Source organism: Pseudomonas sp. CC120222-01a (assembly GCF_003097235.1).
Lineage (GTDB): Bacteria > Pseudomonadota > Gammaproteobacteria > Pseudomonadales > Pseudomonadaceae > Aquipseudomonas.
The window spans coordinates 62,875-85,616 of sequence record NZ_QEQQ01000010.1; the positions used below are offsets into that span (position 1 = coordinate 62,875).

Genomic DNA, 22,742 nt, shown 5'->3' on the forward strand with positions numbered 1-22,742 from the left:
CTTCACTGGGCCGTTTCCTGGGCGACGGTGGCGGGCGCGAATTCGCTTTTCAGCCGGCCGCTCTCATCGAGCAGCCAGGCATCCATGATCTGCCGCACCACTGGCGCGGCAACGCCCGAGCCGGACTCACCGTTCTCGACCATCACCGAGACCACGATCTTCGGATCGTCGGCCGGGGCGAAGGCCACGAACAGCGCGTGGTCGCGGTGGCGCTCCTGGAGTTTGTTGCGGTCGTACTTCTCGCCCTGCTTGATCGCCACCACCTGGGCGGTACCGCTCTTGCCGGCGATGCGGTACTGGGCACCGGCTGCCGCCTTGCGCGCGGTACCGCGGGCGTTGTGCATCACCTGCTCCATGCCATGGGTCACCTTGGCCCAGTCGGACTTGTCGCGCAGGACGATGTCTTCCATCGGGTTGGGGTCCACCGGCGGCTGGCCTTCGATGGTCTTGGCCAGGTGCGGGCGGTTCCACACGCCCTTGTTGGCGATCAGTGCGGTGGCCTGGGCCAGCTGCAGCGGCGTGGCCTGCATGTAGCCCTGGCCGATGCCGAGAATCAGCGTCTCACCCGGGAACCAGGCCTGGCGGCGGGTGGCGCGCTTCCACTCGCGCGACGGCATCAGCCCGGGCGACTCCTCGAACATGTCGAGGGCAACCTTCTGGCCGATGCCGAACTTGTTCATGTAGCTGGACAGCCGATCAATACCCATCTTGTGGGCAAGATCGTAGAAGTAGGTGTCGTTGGAGCGCATGATCGCGGTGTCCAGGTCGACCCAGCCGTCACCGGTGCGGTTCCAGTTACGGTATTTGTGATCGTAGTTGGGCAACTGGTAATAGCCCGGGTCGAACACCCGGCTGCTGGCGTTGACCACCCCACTGTCGAGGCCGGCAATAGCCACCGCCGGCTTGATGGTCGAACCCGGCGGATACAGGCCGCGCAGCACGCGGTTGAACAGTGGCCGATCGATCGAGTCGCGCAGCTCGGCATAGGCCTTGAAGCCGATGCCGGTGACGAACAGGTTGGGGTCGAAGCTCGGCTGGCTGACCATCGCCAGCACCTCGCCGGTACGCGGGTCGAGCGCCACCACCGCGCCACGCCGGCCACCCAGGGCGGCTTCGGCGGCCTCCTGCAGCCTGATGTCGAGGCTCAGCACGATGTCCTTGCCCGGCTTGGGGTCGGTGCGCTTGAGCACCCGCAGCACTCGGCCCCGGGCATTGGTTTCGACTTCCTCGTAACCGACCTGGCCGTGCAACTCTGGCTCGTAGAAGCGCTCGATGCCGGTCTTGCCGATATGGTGGGTGCCGCTGTAGTTGACCGGATCGAGGGTTTTCAGCTCTTTTTCGTTGATCCGGCCGACATAACCCACCGAATGAGCGAAGTGCGCGCCCTGTGGGTAGTGGCGCACCAGCTGGGCGACGACTTCCACACCCGGTAGACGGAACTGGTTGACCGCCACGCGGGCGATCTGCTCTTCGTTCAGCTCGAACAGGATCGGCACTGGCTCGAACGGCCGACGCCCCTGCTTCATGCGCTTTTCGAACAGCGCCCGGTCGTCCGCCGTCAGGTCCAGCACTTCGACGATGGTATCCAGCACTTCCTGCCAGTTACCCGCACGTTCACGGGTCATCGACAGGCTGAAGCTAGGCCGGTTGTCGGCAATGATCACCCCGTTGCGGTCGAAAATCAGCCCGCGAGTCGGCGGAATCGGCTGCACATGCACCCGGTTGTTCTCCGACAGCGTCGAGTGATAGTCATACTGGATGATCTGCAGGTAATACAGCCGCGCGACCAGCACGCAGATGAGCAGCATGACCGCCACCGCGCCGACCACGACGCGGTTACGCACCAGGCGGGCGTCTTTCTCGTGGTCCTTGAGACGGATCGGCTGCGACATCGGACTGCTTACAGGCTCATTTGTGGTAAGGGTGCCCGGACAATACCGTCCAGGCGCGGTAGATCTGCTCGCCGATGAGTATCCTTACCAACGGGTGCGGCAGGGTCAGCGGCGACAGCGACCAGCGTTGCTCGGCGCGCGCACAGACCTCAGGCGCCAGCCCTTCCGGGCCGCCCACCATCAAATTCACCGTGCGCGAGTCCAGGCGCCAGCGGTCCAGCTCGGTTGCCAGCTGCTCGGTACTCCAGGGCTTGCCATGGACCTCGAGGGTGACGATGCGTTCCCCAGGCTGAACCTTGCTCAGCATGGCCTCGCCCTCCTGACGGATCAGGCGGGCGACGTCGGCATTCTTGCCACGGGTATTCAGCGGGATTTCCACCAGCTCGAGCGACAGCTCCTGGGGCAGGCGCTTGGCATATTCATGCCAGCCTTCCTCGACCCACTTGGGCATGCGCGAGCCGACCGCGATCAGGCGCAGACGCACGACGCTTCCTTATTCCCGGTCTTTCAGTTTTTCGGTGAAATAGTCGCTGGCGTTTTCCGGGCTGTGGTGCTTGGCATCAGCGGCACGGCTCTGCTCGGCGCCCAGCCACAGGCGCTCCAGGTCGTAGAACTGACGGGCAGCGGCGGTCATCATGTGCACGATGACGTCGTTAAGGTCCAGCAGTACCCAGTCGCTGTCGCCCTTGCCTTCTTCACCCAGAGGCTGCGCGCCCTCTTTTTTGACCGCTTCACGGACCTTTTCCAGCATCGCGTTGATCTGGCGGTTGGAGGTACCGGTGGCAATGATCATGTAGTCGGTCAGGCTGTGCTTTTCGCGCACGTCGATGACCTGGATGTCCTGGGCCTTGACGTCTTCCAGGGCGCTGACGGTCAGTTTGACCAGTGCTTCGCCATTGATTTTTTGCTTGCTCATATAAAACTCTTCAACTCGTTTGGATGAGGCGCCCTGGGGCACCGTCAGTTAGGGGCACGATACAGTTCGTGCGCCTCGATGTAGGCCAGTACGGCGTCCGGCACCAGGAACCTCACCGATTTGCCGCTGGCCAGCAGCTGTCGGATCTGTGTAGCCGACACCGCGAGCGGCGTCTGCCAGACGAACGAAATATTCCCCGCCGGGCCGGACATGGCGGTGGGATCGCTCTCCGAGCGCGCAGCCAGCAGGTTGCGCAACTCGTCAGGGGGTTCAACGTCGGCATCCGGGCGTTGCAGCACCAGGATGTGACAGTGTTGCAACAGTTCTTCCCAGCGGTGCCAGGTGGGCAGGCCGCAAAAGGCATCCCAACCCAGTACCAGGAACAGCTGGTCGTCGGCACCCAACTCGGCACGGATCGATTCCAGCGTGTCGATGGTGTACGACGGTTTGTCGCGTTCAAGCTCGCGGGCATCAACGCTCAGGCAATCGACGCCCTGCACCGCTTCACGAACCATGGCCAGGCGATCCTGCGCCGCCACCTGCGGGGTATCGCGGTGTGGCGGGCGGGCATTGGGCAACAGGCGCAACTCATCGAGCGCCATGAACTCGGCCACTTCCAGCGCGCTGCGCAGGTGACCAATGTGCACGGGGTCGAAGGTACCGCCAAGAATGCCGATGCGCCGGACTGCCTGGGCCTTGCTCAACTCAGCAGGACTCCTGGCCACGCAGCTGGCCGTCACCGATCACCACGTACTTCTCGCAGGTCAGGCCTTCCAGGCCGACCGGGCCACGGGCGTGCAGCTTGTCGGTGGAAATGCCGATTTCCGCGCCCAGGCCATACTCGAAGCCATCGGCGAAGCAGGTCGGGGTATTGAGCATCACCGATGCCGAATCGACCTCGGCCATGAACTGGCGGGCCTGAGCCTGGTGCTCGGTGATGATCGAGTCGGTGTGGTGCGAGCCGTACTGGTTGATGTGCTCGATGGCCTGGTCCAGGCCGTCGACGACGCGAATCGACAGGATCGCGTCGAGGTACTCGGTATGCCAGTCGTCTTCAGTGGCCGGCTTGGCGTCGATCAGCGCGCGGGTACGCTCGCAGCCACGCAGTTCAACACCCTTCTCATGGAAACGGCGGGCCATTTCCGGCAGGAAGCCTTCGGCCACGCGCTGGTCGACCAGCAGGGTTTCCATCGCGCCACAGATGCCGTAGCGGTAGGTCTTGGCGTTGAATGCCACACGCCAGGCCTTGTCCAGGTCGGCGTGCTCGGCGACATAGACGTGGCAGATGCCGTCCAGGTGCTTGATGACCGGCACGCGGGCATCGCGGCTGATGCGCTCGATCAGGCCACGGCCGCCGCGCGGCACGATGACGTCGACGAACTCGGGCATGCTGATCAGCGCACCCACGGCCTCGCGGTCAGTGGTCTCGACCACCTGCACCACGGCAGCTGGCAGGCCGGCTTCGGCCAGGCCACGCTGGATGCAGAGAGCGATGGCGCGGTTGGAGTGGATGGCCTCGGAGCCGCCGCGCAGAATAGTGGCGTTGCCCGACTTCAGGCACAAGCTCGCGGCATCGATTGTCACGTTCGGGCGCGACTCGTAGATGATCCCGATCACCCCCAGTGGCACGCGCATCTTGCCGACCTGAATGCCCGATGGGCGGTAGCTCATGTCGCGGATGGCGCCGACCGGGTCTGGCAGGCTGGCCACCTGGCGCAGGCCGGTGATCATGCCGTCGATGCGCGCCGGAGTCAGCGCCAGGCGATCGAGCAGCGCTGGCTCCAGGCCATTCGCACGGCCGGCGGCCAGGTCCAGTTCGTTGGCTGCGGCAAGCTCGGCGCGCGCAGCATCCAGCGCATCGGCAGCGGCCTGCAGGGCACGGTTCTTCTGCGCGGTGCTGGCACGTGCGATGACGCGGGAAGCCTGGCGCGCGGCGTGACCCAGGCGGGTCATGTAGTCAAGAACGGACTCAGTCATGGGTTCGGTGTCTTGGCGAAGGGGAAATCGGCTGATTATAACTGCCGCGCAGCTATACGCCCAGCAGTGGGGGAGGGATGGTATAGGAAGATTGAGAAAAGGTATTACGAGTTAACGCGAAACGCTTGCCGCAGACCACCTGCCAATTGAAGCGCGGGCGGTCTGCCGCATTCGTTTCAGGCCGAAAACATGTCGAGCACCTGATCGACCGAAACCATCGGCAAAGGAATCGTGATGCAGGCCCAATACCAGCGCTTGTCGTCATGCTCGATAGCCAGGACAGTCGTGAATGCGGAAGGTGCCAACACGGCGGGAACGAATGCCCCAATCTGTGAGACACGCCCATTACCGCTGACAACGCGCCATTCGATATCAGCATCCGGAACGAGAACTTCGTTCGAGTGTCTGTCCTTGTAATACAGCGCAAGCTTCAGGCGGCCAGCTTCCTTCGACATTCGAAAGTAGTGAGTCTGCTTTATGTTGTGGACGAGGAAGGCAGCATCAGCACCTTCACCGCCCGACAACGAAGCAGTGACAGTATCAACGACAAGGGGATCGCTGACCGCACTTTTCCTCACGCTCAGCCCTTCCAACTTCTCATCCTCTTCATAAGCGATCGCAGCGTCCAGGTCCTTGGGCGGCACGTACCAATGCCTGCCGCCTGCAGAGTCGAGCTCACCCAGTGCCCCCTCGTTCATATGCCATTGCACGGACGTGCCACCGGTCGCCTCGAAAAGCTCTATTTTCGCGTCACCCCTCGAAACGACATGGAGCACTGGATTCAAGCCTGGCTCTGTGCTGTCCGGCACTTCAGCGGTACTGGCTTCGTTCACTGACGCCAGCGCCGCTACTTCAGCCCAGATATCGATCCCCGCGACAGCGGATCTCAATTTCTCCACGCGTGAACGCGGCGCCAATAGCGCCAGCACGCCGGCCATATCGCCTCTTGGCGGCAACGGTAGCAGCAAGTCGACGCTGTAGTAGGCCAGCAGAAACTCATTCGGCCCAACATAAGGCGGGCTGGACTTGCCGCCTGTTGCATCAGCACCAGCGTTCAGCGATAGCTTGCCAACCGGCTTCCCCTCTCGATGAAGGAACAGGGTGACATTGACGGCATCCACACGACGGAAATACCCAGTCAGGGTTTCGGCCAACCCCGATTTTTCGCGTGCCAGGCTCAACGTGCGCCAGCCTTTGCCATCCCCTTTGAGATAGGGTAGAAACATCTCCGCCTCACGCGGATATCGGGTCGTATCGCCCGACCTCACCACATAATGGGTCGGCTCGGTATTGGACAAGCGATAATAACCGCCCGAAAAGCCTATTCGTGCCCCTTCAAGCGGAAACGCCTGGCACAGCGTGCGCTGAACTGTCGAACTGGACTCGATGGTAAGTATTTCCCTGAAAGCACCTTGCCGCTCATTCACACTCAGCGTGATATTTGTTTCATTGCTGATATCCCGACCCACCACCAGCTCGAATCTGCCGTCCTCGTAAAATGAATACCAAGGAGACGATATTTCTCCGACAAACCACCTCCACGTTATCCCTGGCGTCACCACCGACTCCAGCGCCACCACGTCCGCCGCATGCTGTGGCGCCCTGCGTTGAGCCGCCCACAATCTGTTGAGCAGCTTGAAATCGATGTCCATACGCGCCTGCCAGCCTTTGAGATCTGGGAGTGCGGTCACTGGCGAAGACATACCCCTATCTGCAGGTCCACTCATTGCTTGGTGCTCCCGGTTAGTTGCAAGTGATGCCCAGCGTCCCAATTTTCGCGCCCGCGTGAAACTGGCAAAAATATCAGGTTACCCGACGGGGCTCGCCCCGTTTGCCCGCCGATTGTTATGATCGGGCGAAACTGATTTCGAAGCCCCCATGTCGACCACGACCCGCTCGTCTGGCGCTCTGAGCGCTGCTTTCTTCAACCGCGATGCCCAGCAATTGGCCAGGGATCTGCTGGGCAAGATCATTCGCCACCGTCATGGCAATCTTTGGCTCGCCGCACGCATCATCGAGACCGAGGCCTATTACCTGACCGACAAAGGCAGCCACGCCTCACTCGGCTACACGGAGAAGCGCAAGGCACTGTTCCTCGATGGCGGCCATATCTACATGTATTACGCCCGCGGTGGCGACTCTCTCAACTTCAGTGCTCAGGGCCCAGGTAACGCGGTACTGATCAAGTCGGCCTATCCGTGGGTCGATGCCATCTCTGATGCCAACAGCCTGGCGCAGATGCAACTGAACAACCCCGATGCCAGCGGCAACCTGCGCCCGCCCGAGCGCCTGTGCGCCGGGCAGACCCTGCTGTGCAAGGCCATGGGCCTGAAAGTGCCACACTGGGACGCACAACGCTTCGACCCCGAACGACTGTACGTCGAAGACTGCGGCATTGCCGTGCCACGGGTGATCCAGGCGGCACGCCTGGGCATCCCCCACGGGCGCGACGAGCACCTGCCGTACCGCTTCGTCGATGCCGAATTCGCCCGTTTCTGCACCCGGAATCCGCTGCGCCGGGGCCAGGTCGAAGGGCGAGACTTTTTCATCCTCAAACAAGGAAGCTGAAACATGGGCCAATGGCTCGACAGCCTGACCGGCTGGCTCAGCGCCAACCCCCAGTGGCTTGGCCTGGCGATTTTCCTGGTGGCTTGCGTGGAGTGCCTGGCCATCGCCGGCATCATCGTGCCGGGCACGGTGCTGCTGTTCGCGGTTGCCGTGCTGGCTGGCAGTGGTGCATTTACCTTGGGTGAAACCCTGCTGCTGGGGTTCCTCGGTGGCCTGCTTGGTGACGCGCTGTCGTACACCATCGGCAAGTATTTCCACCAGAACATCCGCCGCCTGCCACTGCTGCGCCACCACCCGGAATGGATCGGCAGCGCCGAGGCCTACTTCCAGCGCTACGGCATTGCCAGCCTGCTGGTAGGCCGCTTCATCGGCCCGCTGCGGCCAATGCTGCCGATGGTCGCCGGGATGTTCGACATGCCGCTGCCGCGCTTCATCGCCGTCAGCCTGGTGGCGGGTGCGGGCTGGTCGGTCGCCTATCTGCTGCCTGGCTGGGCCACCGGCGCAGCCATGCGCCTGCCCTTGCCGGAAGGCTTCTGGCTGGATGCGGGCATCATCGCCGGGACCTTGGCGGTGCTGGTCGGCCTGAGCCTGAACAGCAGCTTGCGTGACCAGCGCCATGGCACCCGGCTGATCGCAGGCCTCAGCTTCGTCGCGCTCACGGCGGTGTTTCTTGGCTGGCCCTACCTGCAGGCCTTCGACCAGGGCGTGATGACGCTGGTGCAGGAGCATCGCAGCAAGATGATCGACGGCACCGTGGTGTTGGTGACCCGGTTGGGCGACTTCAAGACTCAGTTTTTCCTGGGCGGCTTGCTGACCGGCTTGCTGCTGCTGGCGCGTCAGTGGCGCCATGCCCTGTTCGCGGGCGGCACACTGATCGGCACGGCATTGGCCAATGGCACGCTGAAATGGCTGTTCGCCCGTGCCCGCCCGGAAGTACTGAGCGACCCGCTGACCAGCTACAGCATGCCCAGCGGGCACAGTTCGGCGTCGTTTGCATTCTTCCTGACCCTGGCGGTGCTGGCAGGTCGCGGCATGCCGCCGCGCATGCGCCTGACCTGGGTGATGCTGGGCTGCATTCCAGCCTTGGCGATTGCCTTGTCGCGGGTGTACCTGGGCGCGCATTGGCCGACCGACATCATGGCCGGAGCCTTGCTGGCCTGTTGCGTGTGTGCGTTGAGCCTGACGCTGGTGCAGCATCGACAGCCGCTGACGGCACTGCCGCAGAAGGTTTGGTGGCTGGTGTTGCCGGCGTGTATCGCGTTGCTGGCGTTCTTTGCCATGCATGCATTGCCGCACGCCCTGCTTCGCTACCAGTATTGAGTTAGCCTGCACCGGCCTCTTCGCGGCTAAAGCCGCCCCCACAGGGATCGCACATTACCTGTAGGAGCGGCTTTAGCCGCGAAGAGGCCGGTGCAGGCCACTGAGTTCAGTCAGGCGAACAACTCACCTTGAATCCGCTCCAACAGCTTCTGGATCTCTTCCAGCCGCTGCGCCGGCGAGTCGATTGCAAGCAAGTCCAGCTTGTCCTCCTCCATGAATGGCAACAGGTACGCCAGCTGGTTGGCCAGCGCCTGGCGCCCATCAACCTCCCGCGGCATGTCCAGCGCCTCGACCATCGGGTGCTCGCCCAAGGCCACCAACAGCGCCAGCAAGTCATCGTCGTGTTCGATGAGCGGGCTGTCCGGCTGCTCCGCCAACCAATGCACCTCGCCCACCAGCAATTGGTCCTTCTGCACTTCGGTCTGGCTCAACTCGAAGCGCCGTACACCTTCCACGCGAATACCCAGCAAGCCGTTATCCTGCTGGACGAAGTCGCGGATCATGGCCTCGCAACCGATCGAGGCCACCACTGGCGGCGCCTTGCCGACCTGCTCGCCTTCGACGATGCACACCACGCCAAAGCCGGTGCCCTGCTTCATGCAGCGGCCAATCATGTCCAGGTAGCGCGCCTCGAAGATCTGCAGATCCAGCAGGCAACCGGGAAACAACACGGTATTGAGGGGAAACAGCGGTAGCGTCATCACAATTCCTCAAGCCACCAGGCTGACCGCCAACGGCAGGAACACCGCCGTGGCCACCCCCATCAGGCTCATCGCCAGCGCGGCAAAAGCGCCGCATTCGTCACTTTCCTGCAAGGCCACCGAAGTGCCCACGGCATGGGCCGTCACCCCCAGCGACATGCCACGCGCCTCCGGGCTGTGCACACCCAGGCGGGTCAGCAGCGCCGGGCCGAAGATCGCCCCGATCACGCCAGTAATCAATACGAATACCGCCGCCAACGCCGCAACACCACCAATCTGTTCAGCCACCAGCATGGCTATCGGCGAAGTGACCGATTTCGGCGCCATGGTCATCAGGATCATGTGCTCGGCACCGAACCACCAGCCCAGCAGCAGGCAGCAGACCGTGGCGAACAGACCTCCGATTACCAGCGTAGTAAAAGTCGGCCAGAACAGCTGCCGGATGCGCCGCAGGTTGAGGTAGAGCGGCACGGCCAGGGCCACGGTGGCAGGGCCGAGGAGGATGTTCATGATCTCGGTGCTCTTGCGATATTCGGCGTAACTGATGCCGCAGGTCAGCAACACGCCAATCACCAACAGCATCGACACCAGCACCGGTTGCAGGAAGATCCAGCGGGTCTTTTCATAGCCGGCCAACACGATCTGGTAAGCGCCCAGGGTGATGCCGATGCCGAACAACGGATGGTGGATAACGGCGTCGATCGCGCCTTGCCAGTCGAGGATCATGGCTTCTCCTCGCGCTTGCCGTGCTGGCGATTGATGAGCTTCTGCATCAGCAGCCCGACGAACACCAGGGTTACCAGGCAGGAAATCAGCAAGGCGCCGGCAATCGCCCAGAAGTCGGCGGCAATGTCCTTGGCATAGACCATCACCCCCACCGCTGGCGGCACCAGCAGCAATGGCAGGTAGCGCAGCAGGCTACCGGCGGCCTCACTCAGCGGCTTGCCGACTTCGCCACGGGCCATGAGGAAGAACAGCAGCAGCAACAGGCCGATGATCGGGCCCGGCAGAATTGGCACGCACAAGTGATTGAGCGCTGTACCCAGCAGTTGAAACAGCACCAGCCAGGTCAAACCACGCAACAGCATAAGGATCTCCTTCAGGCATGCCGGCCATTATAAGCACGGGCTGCCTGTAAGCCGATATTCGCCGAAAAGCGGGCATCTTGACTGAAACGGTTCGCCGTGCTGATCTTGCACTCTCGTACCAAATGACAATCTGGAGAGTCGCGATGCCCTATGTACCGGTAAACGAGTTATCGCAGTACGTTGGAAAGGAGCTGGGACGTTCCGACTGGCTGAAGATCGACCAGCAGCGCATCAACCTGTTCGCCGAGGCCACCGGCGATTTCCAATTCATCCATGTCGAGCCGGAAAAGGCGGCGAAAACCCCGTTCGGCACCACCATCGCCCATGGTTTCCTCACCTTGTCACTGATCCCCAAGCTGATGGAAGACATCCTGGTGCTCCCTGAAGGGCTGAAGATGGTAGTCAATTACGGGCTGGACAGCGTGCGTTTCATTCAGCCGGTGAAGGTAGACAGCAAGGTGCGACTGAAGGTTGACCTGGGTGAGGTGACCGAGAAGAAACCGGGGCAATGGCTGCTGAAAGCCACCGTTACCTTGGAGATCGAAGGCGAAGAGAAGCCGGCCTATATCGCCGAACCCCTGTCGCTCTGTTTCGTCTGATAGGGCCTCTTCGCGGGCACGCCCGCTCCCACAGGTACCGCGCCAGTCTGATGCTGTAGGTGACCCTGTGGGAGCGGGCGTGCCCGCGAAGAATCCAACACCGATTTCGATTGGATCACAGATACCTCCACCTCCCATTCTGCGGCATACTCGGCAGACTTTTTGCCTGGATTCCGCCATGCGTCCACTGCTCCCCTTCGCACTGTTCCTGATGCTCGCTGCCTGTGGCGATGGTGAGTCGTTGTCCCCGCCTGACGCGCGCCTGCCCGACGGTGGCCGCTACCGGGGCCAGGTGGTCGATGGGTTGCTGCAGGGCGAGGGGCGCATCGACTACCCCAACGGCAGCTGGTACGCCGGCAGCTTCAAGGACGGCCAGTGGCACGGCCAGGGCGAGTGGCACGGTAGCAATGGCGAGGTTTACCGCGGCCAGTTCGACAAAGGGCTGTTTCACGGACTGGGCGACCTGACCACACCGGGCAGCCACTATGCCGGCACGTTCAGCCACGGCCGGCGCGACGGTGAAGGTAGCCTCAAGCAGGCCGACCAGACCTACCGTGGCCAGTTCAAGGACGACCAGTACGAAGGTGCAGGCGAACTGGAAATGGCCGACGGCAGCCGTTACCAAGGCTTGTTCGCCAAAGGCAAGCCCAATGGCGCAGGCGTGCGCAGCGATGCCAGCGGCAACCAGTTCAGCGGCCGCTTTGTCGACGGCCAGCTGCAAGGCAGCGGCACCTACGACAGCGTGGATGGTGAGCAATACATCGGTGAATTCAAGGACAACCGCCTGGAAGGCCGCGGCCGCTACGAAAATGCCGACGGCGACGTGTGGATCGGCGACTTCAAGGACGGTTCGCTGATCGGCGAAGGCGAATTGCTCGGCAGCGACGGCAGCCACTACAAAGGCACCTTCGTCGACTGGCGCCTGTCTGGCCAAGGCAGCCTGCAACTGCCTGATGGCAGCAAGTACGTCGGCGGTTTCGACAGCGATGCCTACCAAGGCCACGGCAAGCTGACCCTGGCCAGCGGCCAGGTCGAAAGCGGCTTCTGGGTCAACGGTGTGCGTGTACGCGACCAGAAAGGCAAACTGCTGCCCGACCCGCTGGACCTGGCCCTGCTCAACCAGGGCCGCCTGCTCGACGAGGCCCTGGCCCGGGTACCGCGCTCGGCGCCGCCAGTCCAGCTGTACAGCCTGGTGCTGGCCGGCGATGGCCAGCAGAGCGTGTTCATGCGCGAAGCCGACTATGTCAGCAACATGCTCAAGGTGCGCTTCGGTGCCCGTGGCCAGGTCACCCTGGTCAACCACCGCGACCAGATGACCACCCGCCCCATGGCTACCCGCGAGAACCTCACGCGCGCCGCCCGCACCCTGGCCGAGCGCAGCGGCCCGGAAGACCTGATCTTCATCTACCTGACCAGCCACGGCAGCCAGGACCATCAGCTGGTGCTCGACCAGCCACGCCTGCAACTGGCCGACCTGTCCGCCGACGAACTGGCCAGCGCCCTGGCACCGCTCAAGGACCGCGACAAGATCATTGTCATCTCCGCCTGCTATTCAGGGGGCTACATCGCCCCGCTCAAGGACGATCGCACGGTGATCATGACGGCGGCACGTGCAGACCGTGTGTCGTTCGGTTGTTCAGAAGAAGCCGATTTCACCTACTTCGGCGACGCCCTGTTCGCCGAGGCCCTGAACCAGACCGATGACCTGAAACAAGCGTTTGAACTGGCGCGCACCAGTGTTGCCGAAAGAGAACAAAGGGAAGGTTTCGAAGCCTCCGAGCCACAAATCTGGGCTCCGCCCGCGGTGCTGGCACATTGGCAGCAACTGCGTAAGCACCAGGCCGAAGAAGCCTTGCGTAATGCAGCACAGGCCAAGGCCGAGGAACAGGCAAAAACGCCTGCCAGCCGCTAAGCTTGTGTGTAACAAGGGAGAGACATCATGTATTTGACGCCTCAGCATGTCCTGCTTGCCGGTGCCACCGGCCTTACCGGTGAGCACTTGCTCGACCGCCTGCTCAACGAACCCACCATCAGCCGCGTACTGGCACCGACCCGTCGGCCACTGGCCGAGCACCCCCACCTGGAAAACCCGGTGGGCGACCCGGCGGTGTTTCTCCCGCAGCTGGCCGGTCGAGTCGATATCGCCTATTGCTGCCTGGGCACTACCCTCAAGCAAGCGGGCTCGGAGCAGGCATTTCGTGCCGTCGATCTGGACATGGTCGTCGCCTTCAGCAAGCGCGCACGGGAAATGGGGGCGCGCCACCTGCTGGTGGTCAGCGCCCTGGGTGCCGACCCCAAGTCGTCGATCTTCTACAACCGGGTCAAGGGCGAAATGGAAGAAGCGCTCAAGGCTCAGGACTGGCCACAACTGACCATCGTGCGGCCGTCGCTGCTGTTGGGTGAACGGGTACAACCACGGCTCGGTGAGAAGTTGGCTTCGCCGTTTTCGAAGCTGATTCCGGGCAAATACCGGGGCATCGAAGCCTGCACCCTGGCCCGTGCACTGTGGCGCCTGGCGCTGGAGGAAGAGGACGGCATTCGGGTCATCGAGTCCGACGAGTTGCGCAAACTCGGCAAGAAATAGCCCCTACAGACCGCCCGTAGCCTGAAACCCTATGCCTGCCGCCGTCAGCAATGACAGCGGCAGGAACAGTGTATCCAGCAGCATGCTGCCAGGCAGGTCCAAGTGCGGATACGCTGGTGCCTCAGCCCCGAAGCGATCCTTGGGGCAACACCCGCCATTGATCACATACATATCCAGCCGGGTCCCGGCATACACCACCGGAGCCCCTGGTTTGTTGGCATCCAGCGTGCGCACCGTGGCGCAGCCGCCGAGCAGGCTTGCCGCCAGCAACCCGGCCATGAGACGCCTCAATCATCCGCCCCGAAATGATGCTCGCCCCAGCGCGGCAGCATGTCCTGCGGAATATTCAGCAGGTTGAGAATGCGCGCCACGACGAAGTCGACCAGGTCATCGATGGTCTGCGGCTGGTGATAGAAGCCCGGCGCCGCCGGCAGGATCACTGCGCCCATCTGTGACAGCTTGAGCATGTTCTCCAGGTGAATGGTCGAGAACGGTGCCTCGCGTGGCACCAGGATCAACTGCCGACGTTCCTTGAGGGTGACGTCGGCGGCCCGCTCGATCAGGTTGTTGCAGGCACCGGTGGCGATAGCCGACAAGGTACCGGTCGAACACGGCACCACCACCATCGCCGCTGGCGCACCAGAGCCCGAGGCCACCGGTGACATCCAGTCTTCCTTGCCGTATACGCGGATCTGCCCGTCGGCAGCGCCGGTGTATTCGGTGAGAAACGCCTGCATGGCCTGCGGCTTGGCCGGCAGGACCACGTCGGTCTCGGTGGCCATCACCAGTTGCGCTGCCTTGGAGATGAGGAAATGCACCTCACGGTCCTCGCGCACCAGGCAGTCGAGCAGGCGCAGGCCATACTGCACCCCGGAGGCGCCGGTCATGGCCAGGGTGATACGTTCCGGTCCGCTCACTTCAAGGCCTCGGCCAGCTTGCCGTGCAGGCCGCCGAAGCCGCCGTTGCTCATGATCACCACATGGGTGCCCGGGCGGGCCTGGCCCTTGACCCGCTCGATGATCGCATCGAGGCTGTCGGCGACCACGCTTGGCACCTTGCATTGCGCGGCTGTGGCAGCCAGGTCCCAACCCAGGTTGGCGGGTGCGTACCAGATCACCTGGTCGGCGTCGTTGACGCTTTCCGGCAGGCCGTCACGATGGGCGCCGAGCTTCATGGAGTTGGAGCGCGGCTCGATGATGGCGATGACCGGCGCTTCGCCGACGCGCTTGCGCAGGCCGTCGAGGGTGGTGGCAATGGCAGTTGGGTGGTGGGCGAAATCGTCGTAGATGGTCACGCCCTGGACTTCAGCGACCTTCTCCATGCGCCGTTTGACGCTCTTGAACGCGCTCAGGCCGTCGATGCCCATGGCCGGCACCACGCCCACATGGCGGGCAGCGGCCAGCGTCGCAAGGGCGTTGGCGACGTTGTGCTGGCCAGTCAGGGCCCAGTCCACCACACCCTGCACTTCACCTTCGAACAGCACCTCGAAACGCGAGCCGTCGGCGCTGAGCAGGCGCGCCTGCCATTGGCCACCCTCACCGGTGGTCTGCACCGGGGTCCAGCAGCCCATGCCGATCACGCGCTCCAGCGCCTGCTCGGTGGTCGGGTGAATGACCAGGCCTTCGCTCGGGATGGTCCGCACCAAGTGGTGGAACTGCCGCTCGATGGACGCCAGGTCAGGGAAGATGTCCGCGTGATCGAACTCAAGGTTATTGAGGATCGCGGTGCGCGGGTGGTAATGCACGAACTTCGAACGCTTGTCGAAGAAGGCGCTATCGTATTCGTCGGCTTCGACCACGAAGAACGGCGTGCCGCCCAGGCGCGCCGACACCGAGAAGTTCTGTGGCACGCCGCCGATCAGGAAGCCCGGGCTCATGCCGGCGTGCTCCAGCACCCATGCCAGCATGCTGCTGGTGGTGGTCTTGCCGTGGGTGCCCGCCACGGCCAGCACCCAGCGGCCCTGCAGCACATGGTCGGCCAGCCACTGCGGGCCGGACACATAAGGCAGGCCCTTGTTCAGCACATACTCCACCGCCGGGTTACCCCGCGACATGGCGTTGCCGATCACCACCAGATCAGGCGCAGGGTCCAGCTGAGCCGGGTCGTAGCCCTGGGTCAGCTCGATGCCCTGGGCTTCGAGCTGGGTGCTCATGGGTGGATAGACGTTGGCGTCGGAACCGGTGACGCGGTGGCCAAGCTCTTTGGCCAGCACGGCCAGCGAACCCATGAAAGTGCCGCAAATACCGAGAATATGAATGTGCATGGTCGACCTCGCAAAACTTCGAGGCAGGGTAGCCTAGGGCGAGAAAAATCGCACACGCTGTTTCGGTAATTACACGCGGCTAATGCCGTGTTTTCGCAGTTTTCGATATAAGGTATTGCGGCTGATGCCCAGGTGCTCGGCGACCCGGGTCAAGTGCCAGTGTTTTGCCTCCAGGATGTCCATCAGTGCCTGACGCTCGGCATGTAGGAGCGGCCTTGTGTCGCGAAAGGGCTGCACAGCAGCCCCGGCGGGTTGGGCGTCACTGGTGAGATCCTGGGGCCGCTGCGCGGCCCTTTCGCGACACAAGGCCGCTCCTGCAGGGGCCGCGTCGCTTCGAATGATTGCGGGGAGATCCGCGAGTTCTATAAAGGTGCCCTCACACAGCGCCACCAAGGTCCGCAGCACATTGCGCATCTGCCGTACGTTCCCCGGCCAGGCAAACGTCAGCAGCGCCTGGCGCGCCTCAGGTGCCAGATGTACAACCTGCCCCTGCGCCTCCTGGTGTAACAGGAAGTCCAGCAACGCCTCCTTGTCACTACGTTCGCGCACAGATGGCAACGCTACTTCCAGACCGTTGAGCCGGTAGTACAGGTCTTCACGGAAACTCCCCTGCTCCACCCGCTCCAGCAAATCCCGGTGGGTGGCACTGACAATGCGCACATCCACCGCCTGCGGCTCACCGCCAATCGGCACCACCTGGCGCTCTTCCAGCACCCGCAACAGGCGGGTCTGCAACGCCAGCGGCATGTCGCCGATCTCATCCAGCAACAAGGTACCGCCGTCGGCCTGCAGCAGCTTGCCGCGCATGCCCTCCTTGCGCGCCCCGGTAAAACTGCCACCGCGATAGCCGAACAGTTCACTTTCGATCAGGCTCTCGGGGATCGACGCACAGTTCACCGCCACGAACGGCTTGCCACGGCGCTGACTGGCCTGGTGCACGGCCTGGGCGAAGGCTTCTTTACCGCAACCGGTCTCGCCGCACAGCAGCAGCGGCACATCGCGTTCGAACACGCGCACGGCACGGTGGAAGTCGTGTTGCAAGGCCGGATCCAGCAGGCAGATGCCCGGCTCAGCAGCGGGCCTGGCCTGGGGCAGGCTGGCCGGTACCGTCCACAGCGGCGCCCTCGCCTGCCCGCGCAGGCTGGCAAACACCTGACGGCCATCACGGGTGTGCAATGGCCAGACCGTGCTCCCCCCCGGCGTGGCACGGCTGAACAGCTCGTCATGGCTGCAGGCGAAGAACATCTCCAGCGGCTTGCCCAGCACGCCGCCGCGAATGGTGCCCAGCAGGTTCAGGGCACTCTGGTTGGCGGCGCAGATGCGGCCATCGCCATCGAACGCCAGCAACCCTTCGCTGAACTGGCCGACCGACTCGGCCTGCACGTGAATGCGCAGCAACCACTGCTGCTCGAAATGACGCAGGAAATAGCAGCTCTCGATCATCTTCGCCGAGAGGTTGACCAGCGCCATGGTGTGGAACTGGCTCTGGCGCGACACGTCCGGCCGCGCCGAGGACACATCGAGCACCGCCAGCAGCTCACCGTGCGGGTCGAACACCGGGCTCGCCGAGCAGGTCAACCCGGTATGGCGGCCGCGAAAGTGCTCATTCTGGTGAATGGTCAGGGCCTGGCGCTCGACCAGGCAGGTACCGATGCCGTTGGTGCCCTCACGGGCTTCACTCCAGTCCGCACCCAGCCACAGCCCGGCACGCTCGAAGTTGCGCCGCTCGCTGGGCGCGGTGACACAGTTGAGGATCACCCCGCGGGCATCGGTCAGCAGCACCGCATGGCCGGCGCCGGACAGTTGCTGGTGCAGGCTGTTCATCTCGTTGTCGGCGATTTTCAACACCTGGCGCAGCCGCTCGCGGCTCTCGAGCAGGCGGCCGTGTTCGAGCACCACCGGTGCCTCGATCACTGACGGGTCGAGGTGATAGTCGTCCAGGCAGCGCAGCCAGGAGCGGGCAATCGAAGGATCGCTGCCCGCTTCACCGCGGGCAACGGTATGCACTTGCTGGGCATGGCGGCTGAACAGGTTGCTCTGCATTTGTTGTTGTTCTCCGCAGATAGAGATTCACCCCAGCATCCTCCACCCGCGCAGGCTTTGCAACGTGCCCACCGGCAACGTGTCGCAAACGGTACAAAGTGTCACCCCGCCCGTGCCAAGCCTGGCACAGCGCGCCTTCCCGCAGCGCCGAAGCATGACCCAAGTCATTGATTCCACGGGGGCGCACCACGCTGGCCCAACCTTTGCTCTACGCTTTTCAACTCCTCAACAAACATAACAGCCAGGAGACACACCATGCGTTACGCACATCCCGGTACCGAGGGCGCGAAGGTTTCCTTCAAGAGCCGCTACGGCAACTTCATCGGCGGTGAGTTCGTGGCCCCGGTCAAAGGCCAGTACTTCGAAAACACCTCCCCGGTGAACGGCCAACTGATCGCCGAATTCCCTCGTTCCACTGCCGAAGACATCGATAAAGCCCTGGATGCCGCCCATGCCGCCGCCGACGCCTGGGGCCGCACCTCGGTACAAGACCGCTCCAACGTCCTGCTGAAGATCGCCGACCGTATCGAACAGAACCTGGAACTCCTGGCCATCACCGAAACCTGGGACAACGGCAAGCCGATCCGCGAAACCCTCAACGCCGACATTCCGCTGGCCGTCGACCACTTCCGCTACTTCGCCGGCTGCATCCGCGCCCAGGAAGGCGGCGCTGCCGAAATCAACGAAAACACCGTGGCCTATCACATCCACGAACCGCTGGGCGTGGTCGGGCAGATCATCCCGTGGAACTTCCCGATCCTGATGGCCGCCTGGAAGCTCGCCCCGGCCCTGGCCGCCGGCAACTGCGTGGTGCTCAAGCCGGCCGAGCAGACCCCGCTGGGCATCACCGTGCTGGTCGAGCTGATCGGCGACCTGCTGCCCAAGGGCGTGCTCAACGTGGTGCAAGGCTATGGCCGCGAGGCCGGTGAAGCGCTGGCCACCAGCAAGCGCATCGCCAAGATCGCCTTCACCGGCTCCACCCCGGTCGGCTCGCACATCATGAAATGCGCCGCCGAGAACATCATCCCGTCCACCGTCGAGCTGGGCGGCAAGTCGCCGAACGTGTACTTCGAAGACATCATGCAGGCCGAGCCGAGCTTCATCGACAAGGCCGCCGAAGGCATGGTGCTGGCGTTCTTCAACCAGGGCGAAGTGTGCACCTGCCCGTCGCGCGCCCTGGTGCAGGAGTCGATCTACCCGCAGTTCATGGAAGTGGTGATGAAGAAGGTGCTGCAGATCAAGCGCGGCGACCCGCTCGACACCGACACCATGGTCGGCGCCCAGGCCTCGCAGCAGCAGTTCGAGAAGATCCAGTCCTACCTGAAAATCGCCCAGGAAGAAGGCGCCGAGCTGCTGACCGGCGGCAAGGTGGAGCAGCTCGAAGGTTCGCTGGCCACCGGTTACTACATCCAGCCGACCCTGCTCAAGGGCAACAACCGCATGCGCGTGTTCCAGGAAGAAATCTTCGGCCCGGTGGTCAGCGTCACCACCTTCAAGGACGAAGCCGAAGCCCTGGCGATTGCCAACGACACCGAGTTCGGCCTCGGTGCCGGCGTGTGGACCCGCGACATCAACCGCGCCTACCGCATGGGCCGCGGCATCAAGGCGGGCCGCGTGTGGACCAACTGCTACCACCTGTACCCGGCGCATGCCGCGTTCGGCGGCTACAAGAAATCCGGTGTCGGCCGTGAAACCCACAAGATGATGCTCGACCACTACCAGCAGACCAAGAACCTGCTGGTGAGCTACGACATCAACCCGTTGGGCTTCTTCTAAAACAGTGCACTGGGGCCGCCATCTGGCGGCCCCAACCGCTCTGGCTCGCTTCCTGCAGTACCCATCACCATCGGCCCGGACCCCTCCGGCCATCAAGAAAAAGAACAGGTGAAACTATGCCAAGCGATCATTCCGCCGGTGCGCCGGCAGGGTCTTCCGTCGACTTCGAAAAAGTCGGTTCGGACTATTTCCAGCAACGTGAACTGAAAAAAGGCGCCGCCGGCTGGGTACTGCTGGTGGGCCTGGGCGTTGCCTATGTGATTTCCGGCGACTATGCCGGCTGGAACTTCGGCCTGGCCCAGGGTGGCTGGGGCGGCATGTTCCTCGCCACCTTGCTGATGGCCACCATGTACCTGTGCATGTGTTTCTCGCTGGCCGAACTGTCCTCGATGATCCCCACCGCTGGCGGCGGCTACGGCTTTGCCCGCAGCGCCTTCGGCCCGTGGGGCGGTTTTTTGACCGGCACGGCGATCCTCATCGAATACGCCATCGCCCCCGCCGCCATCGCCACGTTCATCGGCGCCTACTGCCAGTCACTGTTCGGCATCGGCGGCTGGATGATCTACCTGGCGTTCTACGTGGTCTTCATCGGCATCCACATCTTCGGCGTGGGTGAAGCGCTGAAGCTGATGTTCATCATCACCGCCATCGCGGCCATCGCCCTGGCCGTGTTCCTGGTGGCCATGGTGCCCCATTTTGATGCAGCCAACCTGTTCGACATCGCCAAAACGGACGCCGTCGGCGCCAGCAGCTTCCTGCCATTCGGCTATGTCGGCGTGTGGGCCGCCATCCCCTATGCCATCTGGTTCTTCCTCGCCGTCGAAGGTGTGCCACTGGCCGCCGAAGAAACCAAGAACCCCAAGCGTGACCTGCCACGCGGCCTGATCGGTGCGATGCTGGTGCTGCTGGCCTTCGCCCTGCTGATCCTGGTGGTCGGCCCTGGCGGTGCAGGCTCCGAAGCCCTGAAGGCTTCTGGCAACCCACTGGTCGAGGCGCTGGCCAAGGCCTATGGCGGTTCCACCTGGATGGGCAGCTTCGTCAACCTGGTGGGCCTGGCCGGCCTGATCGCCAGCTTCTTCTCGATCATCTATGCCTATTCGCGGCAGATCTTCGCCCTTTCCCGCGCTGGCTACCTGCCGCGCAAGCTGTCGGAAACCAACAAGAGCAAGGCCCCGGTCATGGCGCTGGTGATCCCCGGGATCATCGGTTTCGCCCTGTCGCTGACCGGCCAGGGTGACCTGCTGATCCTGGTGGCGGTATTCGGTGCCACACTGTCGTATGTGCTGATGATGGCCGCGCACATCACCCTGCGTATCCGTCGGCCGAAAATGGAACGCCCTTACCGCACCCCGGGCGGCATCTTCACCTCGGGCCTGGCCTTGGTGCTGGCCTGTATCGCCGTGGTCGCGGGCTTCCTGGTCGACCCGCGAGTGGTGATTGGCGCAGCGGTGATCTATGCGGTACTGATTGCCTACTTTGCGTTCTACAGCCGCCACCACCTGGTGGCGGGCACACCGGAAGAGGAATTCGCCGCGATCCAGAAGGCCGAAGAGGCCCTGCACTGATCGCCGCCACCTGCCGCGGGCCAGCCCGCGGCTCTGGAGATTCTGTATGGCAAGTTTCGTACACACGGTGGGCCACCTGGTCTACCGCTTCGACAGCCTCAAGGAAGTGATGGCCAAGGCCAGCCCGGCCCGTTCCGGGGACTTCCTGGCCGGCGTCGCCGCCAGCAACGACGGCGAACGGGTGGCCGCGCAGATGGCCCTGGCCAACATCCCGCTGACACATTTTCTGAATGAAGCGCTGATCCCCTACGAACAGGACGAAATCACCCGGCTGATCGTCGACACCCACGACGCCCAGGCCTTCGCCCCGGTCAGCCACCTGACGGTTGGCGGCCTGCGCGACTGGCTGCTCGGCGACGAGGCCAACGAACACAGCCTGCGCGCCCTCGCCCCCGGGCTGACGCCGGAAATGGCCGCCGCCGTATCAAAGATCATGCGCGTACAGGACCTGGTGCTGGTGGCGCAGAAGATCCGCGTGGTCACCCAGTTCCGCGGCACCATGGGCTTGCGCGGGCGCCTCTCGACCCGCCTGCAGCCCAACCACCCGACGGATGAGCCGGCCGGCATCGCCGCCAGCATCCTCGACGGCCTGCTGTACGGCAACGGCGACGCCATGATCGGCATCAACCCGGCCACTGACAGCATCGCCTCGATCTGCGCCCTGTTGGAAATGCTCGACGCCATCATCCAGCGCTACGACATCCCCACCCAGGCTTGCGTGCTGACCCACGTCACCACCTCGATCGAAGCGATCAACCGCGGCGTACCGCTGGACCTGGTGTTCCAGTCGATCGCCGGCACCGAGGCGGCCAACGCCGGTTTTGGCATCAACCTCAACGTGTTGCAGGAAGGCTACGAGGCCGGCCTGTCGCTCAAGCGCGGCACGCTCGGGCAGAACCTGATGTACTTCGAGACCGGCCAGGGCAGCGCGCTGTCGGCCAACGCCCACCACGGTGTCGACCAGCAGACCTGCGAGACCCGCGCCTACGCCGTGGCCCGCCACTTCAAGCCGTTCCTGGTCAACACCGTGGTCGGCTTCATCGGCCCCGAGTACTTGTACAACGGCAAGCAGATCATCCGCGCCGGCCTCGAAGACCACTTCTGCGGCAAGCTGCTCGGCGTGCCGATGGGTTGCGACATCTGCTACACCAACCACGCCGAAGCCGACCAGGACGACATGGACACCCTGCTGACCCTGCTGGGCGTGGCCGGGATCAACTTCATCATGGGCATCCCCGGCTCCGACGACATCATGCTCAACTACCAGACCACGTCATTCCATGACGCGCTGTATGCGCGCCAGACCCTGGGCCTGAAGCCCGGGCCGGAATTCGAAGCCTGGCTGCATCGCACGGGCATCTTCACCCAGGCCGATGGCCGCGTGCGCTTTGGCGACAACCTGCCGCCGGCATTCCGCCAGGCCTTGGCGCAACTGGCATAAGAGGTGACC

The 22,742-nt window shown here is 63.4% G+C and carries 21 protein-coding genes; 8 read left to right on the forward strand and 13 right to left on the reverse strand.

Annotated elements, in window-relative coordinates; all coding sequences use genetic code 11:
* Positions 1-2 precede the first annotated feature (2 nt).
* From mrdA to N430_RS14695, 6 genes are all read right to left on the reverse strand, one after another.
* Positions 3-1,892 carry a penicillin-binding protein 2 gene (gene mrdA, locus N430_RS14670; RefSeq protein WP_110637745.1) on the reverse strand — a complete coding sequence of 630 codons (1,890 nt, stop codon included), beginning with the start codon at positions 1,890-1,892 and terminating at the stop codon, positions 3-5.
* 16 nt (positions 1,893-1,908) lie between these two features.
* Complete coding sequence (gene rlmH, locus N430_RS14675) at positions 1,909-2,376, reverse strand: 23S rRNA (pseudouridine(1915)-N(3))-methyltransferase RlmH (RefSeq protein ID WP_008090421.1); 468 nt, start codon at positions 2,374-2,376, stop codon at positions 1,909-1,911.
* 9 nt (positions 2,377-2,385) lie between these two features.
* A complete protein-coding gene (rsfS, locus tag N430_RS14680; protein ID WP_110637746.1) occupies positions 2,386-2,808 on the reverse strand; it encodes a ribosome silencing factor in 423 nt (140 codons plus the stop codon).
* Positions 2,809-2,852: 44 nt separating this feature from the next.
* Positions 2,853-3,512 (reverse strand): nicotinate-nucleotide adenylyltransferase, encoded by a 660-nt coding sequence (gene nadD / locus N430_RS14685; RefSeq protein ID WP_110637747.1) that lies wholly within the window; start codon positions 3,510-3,512, stop codon positions 2,853-2,855.
* A 1-nt stretch (position 3,513) separates the two neighbouring features.
* Positions 3,514-4,785, reverse strand: coding sequence for a glutamate-5-semialdehyde dehydrogenase (locus N430_RS14690; RefSeq protein WP_110637748.1), 1,272 nt, complete (start codon positions 4,783-4,785; stop codon positions 3,514-3,516).
* A 176-nt stretch (positions 4,786-4,961) separates the two neighbouring features.
* Entirely contained in the window at positions 4,962-6,437 is a 1,476-nt protein-coding gene (locus tag N430_RS14695; RefSeq protein WP_110637749.1) for a hypothetical protein, read from the reverse strand.
* Between the two features lie 226 nt (positions 6,438-6,663).
* On the opposite strand from N430_RS14695, the gene N430_RS14700 reads away from it, so the two are divergent.
* A complete protein-coding gene (locus N430_RS14700; RefSeq protein ID WP_110637750.1) occupies positions 6,664-7,353 on the forward strand; it encodes a DNA-3-methyladenine glycosylase in 690 nt (229 codons plus the stop codon).
* A 3-nt stretch (positions 7,354-7,356) separates the two neighbouring features.
* Positions 7,357-8,673, forward strand: coding sequence for a bifunctional DedA family/phosphatase PAP2 family protein (locus N430_RS14705; protein WP_110637751.1), 1,317 nt, complete (start codon positions 7,357-7,359; stop codon positions 8,671-8,673).
* A gap of 110 nt (positions 8,674-8,783) precedes the next feature.
* Here the strand turns inward: N430_RS14705 and N430_RS14710 are convergent, their stop codons facing one another.
* From N430_RS14710 to N430_RS14720, 3 genes are read right to left on the reverse strand one after another with little or no spacing between them, the layout of a single operon-like run.
* Positions 8,784-9,374: an LON peptidase substrate-binding domain-containing protein gene (locus N430_RS14710; protein WP_110637752.1), complete on the reverse strand. Its 591-nt coding sequence runs from the start codon at positions 9,372-9,374 to the stop codon at positions 8,784-8,786.
* Positions 9,375-9,383: 9 nt separating this feature from the next.
* Positions 9,384-10,100, reverse strand: coding sequence for an LrgB family protein (locus N430_RS14715; RefSeq protein ID WP_110637753.1), 717 nt, complete (start codon positions 10,098-10,100; stop codon positions 9,384-9,386).
* A complete protein-coding gene (locus N430_RS14720) occupies positions 10,097-10,462 on the reverse strand; it encodes a CidA/LrgA family protein (protein ID WP_110637754.1) in 366 nt (121 codons plus the stop codon). The genes N430_RS14715 and N430_RS14720 overlap by 4 nt, the downstream gene beginning before the upstream one ends.
* A 143-nt stretch (positions 10,463-10,605) precedes the next feature.
* On the opposite strand from N430_RS14720, the gene N430_RS14725 reads away from it, so the two are divergent.
* The 3 genes from N430_RS14725 (at position 10,606) to N430_RS14735 (ending at position 13,645) form a co-directional block, all read left to right on the forward strand.
* Positions 10,606-11,061, forward strand: a complete 456-nt coding sequence (locus tag N430_RS14725; RefSeq protein WP_110637755.1) for a MaoC family dehydratase — start codon at positions 10,606-10,608, stop codon at positions 11,059-11,061.
* A gap of 178 nt (positions 11,062-11,239) precedes the next feature.
* Positions 11,240-12,973, forward strand: coding sequence for a C13 family peptidase (locus N430_RS14730; protein ID WP_110637756.1), 1,734 nt, complete (start codon positions 11,240-11,242; stop codon positions 12,971-12,973).
* Positions 12,974-13,000: 27 nt separating this feature from the next.
* A complete protein-coding gene (locus N430_RS14735) occupies positions 13,001-13,645 on the forward strand; it encodes an oxidoreductase (RefSeq protein ID WP_110637757.1) in 645 nt (214 codons plus the stop codon).
* Positions 13,646-13,648: 3 nt separating this feature from the next.
* Here N430_RS14735 and N430_RS14740 read toward each other — a convergent pair whose 3' ends face one another.
* The 4 genes from N430_RS14740 to N430_RS14755 form a co-directional block, all read right to left on the reverse strand.
* The gene (locus N430_RS14740; protein ID WP_103448817.1) at positions 13,649-13,924 is read right to left on the reverse strand and encodes a YceK/YidQ family lipoprotein; all 276 of its coding nucleotides are present in this window, start codon (positions 13,922-13,924) and stop codon (positions 13,649-13,651) included.
* Between the two features lie 8 nt (positions 13,925-13,932).
* A complete protein-coding gene (gene ubiX, locus N430_RS14745) occupies positions 13,933-14,562 on the reverse strand; it encodes a flavin prenyltransferase UbiX (RefSeq protein WP_110637759.1) in 630 nt (209 codons plus the stop codon).
* Entirely contained in the window at positions 14,559-15,908 is a 1,350-nt protein-coding gene (gene mpl / locus N430_RS14750) for a UDP-N-acetylmuramate:L-alanyl-gamma-D-glutamyl-meso-diaminopimelate ligase (protein ID WP_110637760.1), read from the reverse strand. The genes ubiX and mpl overlap by 4 nt, the downstream gene beginning before the upstream one ends.
* A 69-nt stretch (positions 15,909-15,977) precedes the next feature.
* Positions 15,978-17,951, reverse strand: coding sequence for a sigma-54-dependent Fis family transcriptional regulator (locus tag N430_RS14755; protein WP_110637761.1), 1,974 nt, complete (start codon positions 17,949-17,951; stop codon positions 15,978-15,980).
* 255 nt (positions 17,952-18,206) lie between these two features.
* Here N430_RS14755 and N430_RS14760 point away from each other — a divergent pair, with 255 nt between their 5' ends.
* The 3 genes from N430_RS14760 to N430_RS14770 all read left to right on the forward strand — a co-directional run bounded on the left by N430_RS14760 (position 18,207) and on the right by N430_RS14770 (position 22,733).
* Positions 18,207-19,727, forward strand: a complete 1,521-nt coding sequence (locus N430_RS14760) for an aldehyde dehydrogenase family protein (RefSeq protein ID WP_110637762.1) — start codon at positions 18,207-18,209, stop codon at positions 19,725-19,727.
* A 116-nt stretch (positions 19,728-19,843) separates the two neighbouring features.
* A complete protein-coding gene (gene eat / locus N430_RS14765; protein ID WP_110637763.1) occupies positions 19,844-21,292 on the forward strand; it encodes an ethanolamine permease in 1,449 nt (482 codons plus the stop codon).
* A gap of 46 nt (positions 21,293-21,338) precedes the next feature.
* Positions 21,339-22,733 carry an ethanolamine ammonia-lyase subunit EutB gene (locus N430_RS14770; RefSeq protein WP_110637764.1) on the forward strand — a complete coding sequence of 465 codons (1,395 nt, stop codon included), beginning with the start codon at positions 21,339-21,341 and terminating at the stop codon, positions 22,731-22,733.
* The last annotated feature ends 9 nt before the right edge of the window (positions 22,734-22,742 follow it).